Source organism: Anaerosporobacter sp., assembly GCF_965301125.1.
Map to the genome: position 1 here is coordinate 1 of NZ_CBDLAM010000230.1, position 5,157 is coordinate 5,157.

Consider the following 5,157-nt stretch of genomic DNA (forward strand, 5'->3'; position numbering starts at 1 on the left):
ACATAACAAATACTGTACGATTAGCTACTTGGAAAACATTAAGGCTATGCTCTGCCAGTCCGCCTTTACAAGCTAAGTGATTTCCGCCACTACAAGGAGATTCAAAGAACCCCTTTTCTTCCATGTGATTAATAAGTTTCTCCATACCAGGACGATTAGTTGATTGTAATAATTTGATTATTGTTTCTTTAACTGACATTTATATTCCTCCGATTCTTCGTATGATTGGCATACGTTATAAGTTTTATTGTTAATAGTTATTGTTTCGTGATTAGGTGTACAGCACATACATTTGTTGCCATCATGATTATGTTTGCACGTTATATCAGGACACCCAACGAGTTGCATCATGAAATCCCCTACCTAAAAAGTTCTATGACTTTGTTTGCACACTTCTTACAAATGGTTACACCGTCAGCTAATATTAGATTTTCTGTAGAACCGCACGCCATACATTCGTCTTTATTTCCATATTTCTTTAGCACCACCGAATTGTTTTCAGACCAAATTTCGATTGGATCACCTTCTTTAATATCAAGTACACGTCTCATTTCCTTTGGAAGTGTTATTCTACCTAATTGATCTAAATTTCTTACTATTCCTGTATTCTTCATTTGACATATCCTCCTTATTTGTTATCACCGCACACGAACAGATACTTCGTATCTACATTAGTAGTTATTGCTGTTTGCTCTTTTTCAATAGATGTTGTATCAAATCCAAGGTCTTTAAGGTATTTGATCATCTTATTAACAGAACCCATCCGCTTTATACTAGCAAGAACTTTCGCATATTCATTCTTTACATTATCTTTTTTAATGTCGTATTCTTGTGCTAGCTCAACTATCTTCTTTGAGTTAAAAGTAGTACACTCATTAAAACTAGCTTCGAAGTTGATATTCAATGCTCTTCCTATTGAAGCGTAGCATTGGTTGTTGTATTTAAGTTCAGCACAAGCATTGCATACTGATTCCACTTCATCATACACCTTGTCGATTTCTGATAGTTTATCCTGCATTAGCTTTAAGTTTGCTCTAACACCACTTTCCAGCATGATTCTTTCTTTTTCTGCCTTTACTTGCTCATCATACTTTTTTGCAATGCTTCTTAAAGCTTTATATTCCACTGCCTCTACGAAGTTTCTTACTGTTACTTTTGTTATAGTACTCATTGACATATCCTCCTATTTGTGATATTCTCACATTGATTAATTTATTTAGTGCTTGAATCCTTTGAAATGGCCGTTTCTTAGGATTCTTTTCTTTGACCCATCTCGCTTAGCATAATTGATGCCAATGTATAAGATTCAGAAGTAGGAACTACTTCTAAAACATCGTTACATAATTGATTCCACTTATTAATTACACTCTTTGGTACTAACACATATTCGTTAGGGTCTGCTCTTATTGATTTCTTCTCATACATACAGTCATAAGGTTTCTTTCCTAACTGTGTAGATAAGCTGTTTTGCTTGCTTGTGTGTCTACTCAATGATTGTTCTCCTTCCCTGTGAAGATGCTTAACATTCCTAGTACATAGAAAAGTGCGCTTAGAATCAAAACTTGTGGAAATACTTGTCCGAATAAATTCGGCTCCTTAAATCCTTTATAACTAACTAGAACATCTACAACCAGTACGAATACTGCTAATACTGCACTTACAAAGTGAATAGTTTGTTTGCACTTTATTACGAACTTGACTACATATTCAATCCCGATTAAGATAAGCAATCTTACTATTTCACATATGTGCTTAATTATATTTAGCAAGGACTTAATAATGCTTCTTAACTCTGCTTTCAAGGCTTGTCCTCCTAACTCATACACATTTGTTGATTACAATCATTTATAAGCAACTGTGTAGTGTAACATGGTTTCCAGTTTTGTATAAACTGTCTAGCCTTATCAAAGTCGATTACAGCAATGTTGTTTCGGCTATTTACATTAAAGTAATCCTTAATATCATGGTTGCACTCTGCAAATACCTTTTTACCGATTTCTTTGTAGGCATTTGATTTTTTACCGCCTAGCAATGCTGTAACTTGATTATTGACTAACTTTTCTAATGTGCGTTGCTGTCCGTAATCAATTGTCATGTTATTTTCAAGCAATGAAACACGTTCTGCTACATTATCAATCATTAGTAGCTGCTCTCTCATTATTTCTTGAGTTGTAAGTGGTTTTTGATATGTCCCAGTTTTTCGGATATCTGGAAGTACTTTACTTGTTACCCATTCTGTAAATCTTTCAGCTGATTCTTTTCTACTTTGAAAAATTAGCTTGTACAAATTACTTTCGTTAACATAAAGTAAATTTTGTATTCCTCCTTGTGTAAGGGTAGGAATAGTATTCACACCCTTTTCATTTAATCTTTCTTTTACCTTAGATGGCTGAGACAAATCTAGTGATCTGCAAATGTCTGTTAAACAAAACATTGGTTCACTATCTAAATAAGAGGTTCTAACTTGTCCAAATTCTGCGCTTGTGAAAATTCTTAAATCGTCCATATATTTCTTCCTTTCTGCGTTATTTAATATGTAGTACATTTAAACAATTGTAAGCTGACTAGTTTCAAAGTCCTTGATATGTTCTTCGCTAACCTTGTAGCACTTACCCACCTTAAATGCTGCTAATTTTTTGCAACGAATCCATTTCCATACTGTAGCCTTTTCAACACCATATCTAGCAGCTACTTCATCACATGTGTATAATTTTGTCATAAAACGTCACCTCGTTTCTTGTTAATTATAGTTAATTATAGTTAGTTTTACTTGATTTTAGTTAAGTGATGTGATATACTTAATTTTGCGAGATTAAGTAATTAATAACTATTAAACTTTGTACAAGCAAACTATATTTTTGATATACTTAGTTTTACTTAAGTATAGGTACACTATACCATTGTAAAACTAATTAGTCAATACATTTTTAGTTTGTTTTGCTTAAGTATTCTAATTTTGTGAAAGGTGAACAAAAATGTATAGTATATTTGAACAATTGTTACTAAAATATGGTGTATCTGCATATAAAGTATCGAAAGAAACTGGTGTGACACAAGCTACATTAAGCACGTGGAAGTCAGGTAAAACAACCCCTAGTTCTGAAACGTTACAAAAAATAGCAAATTACTTTGGGGTAACAGTTGACTACTTAATGACTGGAATAGAAATAGGAGATAAGAAATCCGATCTTACACCGAAAGACGAAAGAGATATATCAAAGAAATTAATTGATACATTAGATCAATTAGAATCACAAGATGGCCTAATGTTCGATGGCGAAGTACTGGACGAAGAAACTAAAGAACTTCTAAAGATTAGCCTAGAAAGTGCGATAAAAACAGCAAAAATTAAAGCAAAAAAGAAATTCACACCAAAGAAATACCTTAAATAATAATAGAGGGGCGATCTAATTGTCGAACATCAAAAGTATTGTTGATGAATTGTTTAAAAAATATAATACTAATTCTCCTTACCAATTATGTGAAATGCTTGATATTGAAGTGTCTAGATGTGACCTTGGTACAATAAAGGGGTATTATTACCACGCATACAGAATTAAGCAAATATATTTGAACTCTAATCTATCCAGAAGAGAAGAAAAGATTGTATTAGCGCATGAACTTGGACACGCTATTATGCATCCCAATTCCAATACACCCTTTTTTAAAGCAAATACATTTACTTCTATTGATAAGTTAGAAAAGCAAGCGAATACATTTGCTATGTATTGCATCATATCGGATAGTGATTTAAACGAATGTAGTAATTACACTGTAGCGCAATTATCAATGATGTTTGGCTATGACGAAGAACTTATAAGGCTAAGGTTAACATGATAAAACTTTAGAAAGGGATGATTTTATGAAAGGTTCTGTACAGCAAAAAAAATCAACAGGTAAATGGTACCCAGTGATCTATGACAAGGAAACAAAAAAGCACAAATGGGGAAAAGGCTTTACATCTAGACGTGTCGCGGAAGCTGAGCTAAGAAAACTGCTTAATGCATATGATGATGGAAAGATAAAATATGGTAAGAATGAAACCTTTGAAGCAGTTTATAGTGATTGGGTAGAAATGATTGCTCCAGAACTCTATAAGTCTGCTACACAAATGATATGTATGAAAGGGAATATGCAAAAACATGTTATCCCTGTGTTTGGAGATATAGAAATAGACCGTATAGAAACGAAAGATCTGCAACGATTTTTCTATAAACTTAAAGTAGACAAGTGGATAGATGATGAAACTAATCTAGGGAAGAAAAAGCTAGTAAAGCTTCCTGCCTCTGCAGCAACTAAGAAAAAAATATATTCTCCATTAAATTCAATATTCAAATCAGCCAAGAAATGGGGGTTGCTCGATGTGAATCCATGTGATGATGTGGAACTAAAATCACCTGCGTTACAGCAGAAAGATACTTGGTCGAGCGATGATATATTTTACTTCTTCTCACTAGAAAGTGTACAAACAAGTGACTATTATCTGCCATTCTTGATACTTGCTACAACCGGAATGAGGCGATCAGAAGCATGTGGTCTTAAATGGTCAGATTTTCATGACACTTATGTACTGCTCAATCAGGGAGTTGATCAATACGGAAATGAAACAGATCTTAAAACAAATGGTAGTCATAGAAGAATTGATTTAATGGGGCTTACTATATCTGCTATAAATGAACAAAAGAAAAAGCAGCAACTGATAGGGCAAAGTATCGTTACTGCTCCAAATATATGCAAATATATAATAACAGATTCATTTAACAATCCAATAAATCCTTCTGTCATATCTAAAAACTTTAGAAAAATGATTATAAGGAATAATAAAGAGAATGAACGTAAACTCCCACAGATACCGCTTAAGAACTTAAGACATAGTTTTGCAACTATGCTTATTTATGAAGAATCAGTTAATATAAAAGTTGTATCAGAAGTTTTGGGTCATGCCCGGACAAGCACAACACAAAACTTCTATCAGGCATCTGCTGTTAGTATGCATTCATCCGCGGTTACTAAGCTAGAAAGCACCATTTTCAATAAGCCGTTAGAAAAACCGTTAGAAGCTCAAAAGAAAGCATAAAATAGAATGCTAGAAAATCCATATATTACAACAAGCACGAGACGGGATTCGAACCCGCGACCCTCGCCTTGGGAAGGCAA

9 protein-coding genes and 1 pseudogene are annotated in these 5,157 nt (G+C 33.6%); 3 read left to right on the forward strand and 7 right to left on the reverse strand.

Annotated elements, in window-relative coordinates:
- The 7 genes and pseudogenes from ACW2QF_RS17410 to ACW2QF_RS17440 form a co-directional block, all read right to left on the reverse strand.
- Positions 1-199: pseudogene (locus ACW2QF_RS17410) on the reverse strand (hypothetical protein); the annotation flags it as partial.
- 160 nt (positions 200-359) lie between these two features.
- On the reverse strand, positions 360-614 hold the full coding sequence (locus tag ACW2QF_RS17415) for an AbrB/MazE/SpoVT family DNA-binding domain-containing protein (RefSeq protein ID WP_455717287.1): 255 nt from the start codon (positions 612-614) through the stop codon (positions 360-362).
- Positions 615-628: 14 nt separating this feature from the next.
- Entirely contained in the window at positions 629-1,171 is a 543-nt protein-coding gene (locus ACW2QF_RS17420) for a hypothetical protein (RefSeq protein WP_455717288.1), read from the reverse strand.
- A 77-nt stretch (positions 1,172-1,248) separates the two neighbouring features.
- Positions 1,249-1,491, reverse strand: coding sequence for a hypothetical protein (locus tag ACW2QF_RS17425; RefSeq protein ID WP_455717289.1), 243 nt, complete (start codon positions 1,489-1,491; stop codon positions 1,249-1,251).
- A complete protein-coding gene (locus ACW2QF_RS17430; protein WP_455717290.1) occupies positions 1,488-1,802 on the reverse strand; it encodes a hypothetical protein in 315 nt (104 codons plus the stop codon). The genes ACW2QF_RS17425 and ACW2QF_RS17430 overlap by 4 nt, the downstream gene beginning before the upstream one ends.
- Positions 1,803-1,813: 11 nt before the next feature.
- A complete protein-coding gene (locus tag ACW2QF_RS17435; protein ID WP_455717291.1) occupies positions 1,814-2,506 on the reverse strand; it encodes an ORF6C domain-containing protein in 693 nt (230 codons plus the stop codon).
- 39 nt (positions 2,507-2,545) lie between these two features.
- Positions 2,546-2,719, reverse strand: coding sequence for a helix-turn-helix domain-containing protein (locus ACW2QF_RS17440; protein WP_455717292.1), 174 nt, complete (start codon positions 2,717-2,719; stop codon positions 2,546-2,548).
- Between the two features lie 256 nt (positions 2,720-2,975).
- Between ACW2QF_RS17440 and ACW2QF_RS17445 the strand changes: the two genes are divergently transcribed.
- From ACW2QF_RS17445 to ACW2QF_RS17455, 3 genes are read left to right on the forward strand one after another with little or no spacing between them, the layout of a single operon-like run.
- Positions 2,976-3,392 (forward strand): helix-turn-helix domain-containing protein, encoded by a 417-nt coding sequence (locus ACW2QF_RS17445; RefSeq protein WP_455717293.1) that lies wholly within the window; start codon positions 2,976-2,978, stop codon positions 3,390-3,392.
- Between the two features lie 19 nt (positions 3,393-3,411).
- The gene (locus ACW2QF_RS17450; protein ID WP_455717294.1) at positions 3,412-3,837 is read left to right on the forward strand and encodes an ImmA/IrrE family metallo-endopeptidase; all 426 of its coding nucleotides are present in this window, start codon (positions 3,412-3,414) and stop codon (positions 3,835-3,837) included.
- Between the two features lie 25 nt (positions 3,838-3,862).
- Entirely contained in the window at positions 3,863-5,077 is a 1,215-nt protein-coding gene (locus ACW2QF_RS17455) for a tyrosine-type recombinase/integrase (RefSeq protein ID WP_455717295.1), read from the forward strand.
- Positions 5,078-5,157: the final 80 nt, after the last annotated feature.

Excerpts from the sequence above, each read along its gene's own strand:
- ACW2QF_RS17415 (WP_455717287.1), bottom strand. The coding sequence starts at position 614 with ATGAAGAATACAGGAATAGTAAGAAATTTAGATCAATTAGGTAGAATA.
- ACW2QF_RS17420 (WP_455717288.1), bottom strand. The coding sequence starts at position 1,171 with ATGAGTACTATAACAAAAGTAACAGTAAGAAACTTCGTAGAGGCAGTG.
- ACW2QF_RS17435 (WP_455717291.1), bottom strand. The coding sequence starts at position 2,506 with ATGGACGATTTAAGAATTTTCACAAGCGCAGAATTTGGACAAGTTAGA.
- ACW2QF_RS17440 (WP_455717292.1), bottom strand. The coding sequence starts at position 2,719 with ATGACAAAATTATACACATGTGATGAAGTAGCTGCTAGATATGGTGTT.
- ACW2QF_RS17445 (WP_455717293.1), top strand. The coding sequence starts at position 2,976 with ATGTATAGTATATTTGAACAATTGTTACTAAAATATGGTGTATCTGCA.
- ACW2QF_RS17455 (WP_455717295.1), top strand. The coding sequence starts at position 3,863 with ATGAAAGGTTCTGTACAGCAAAAAAAATCAACAGGTAAATGGTACCCA.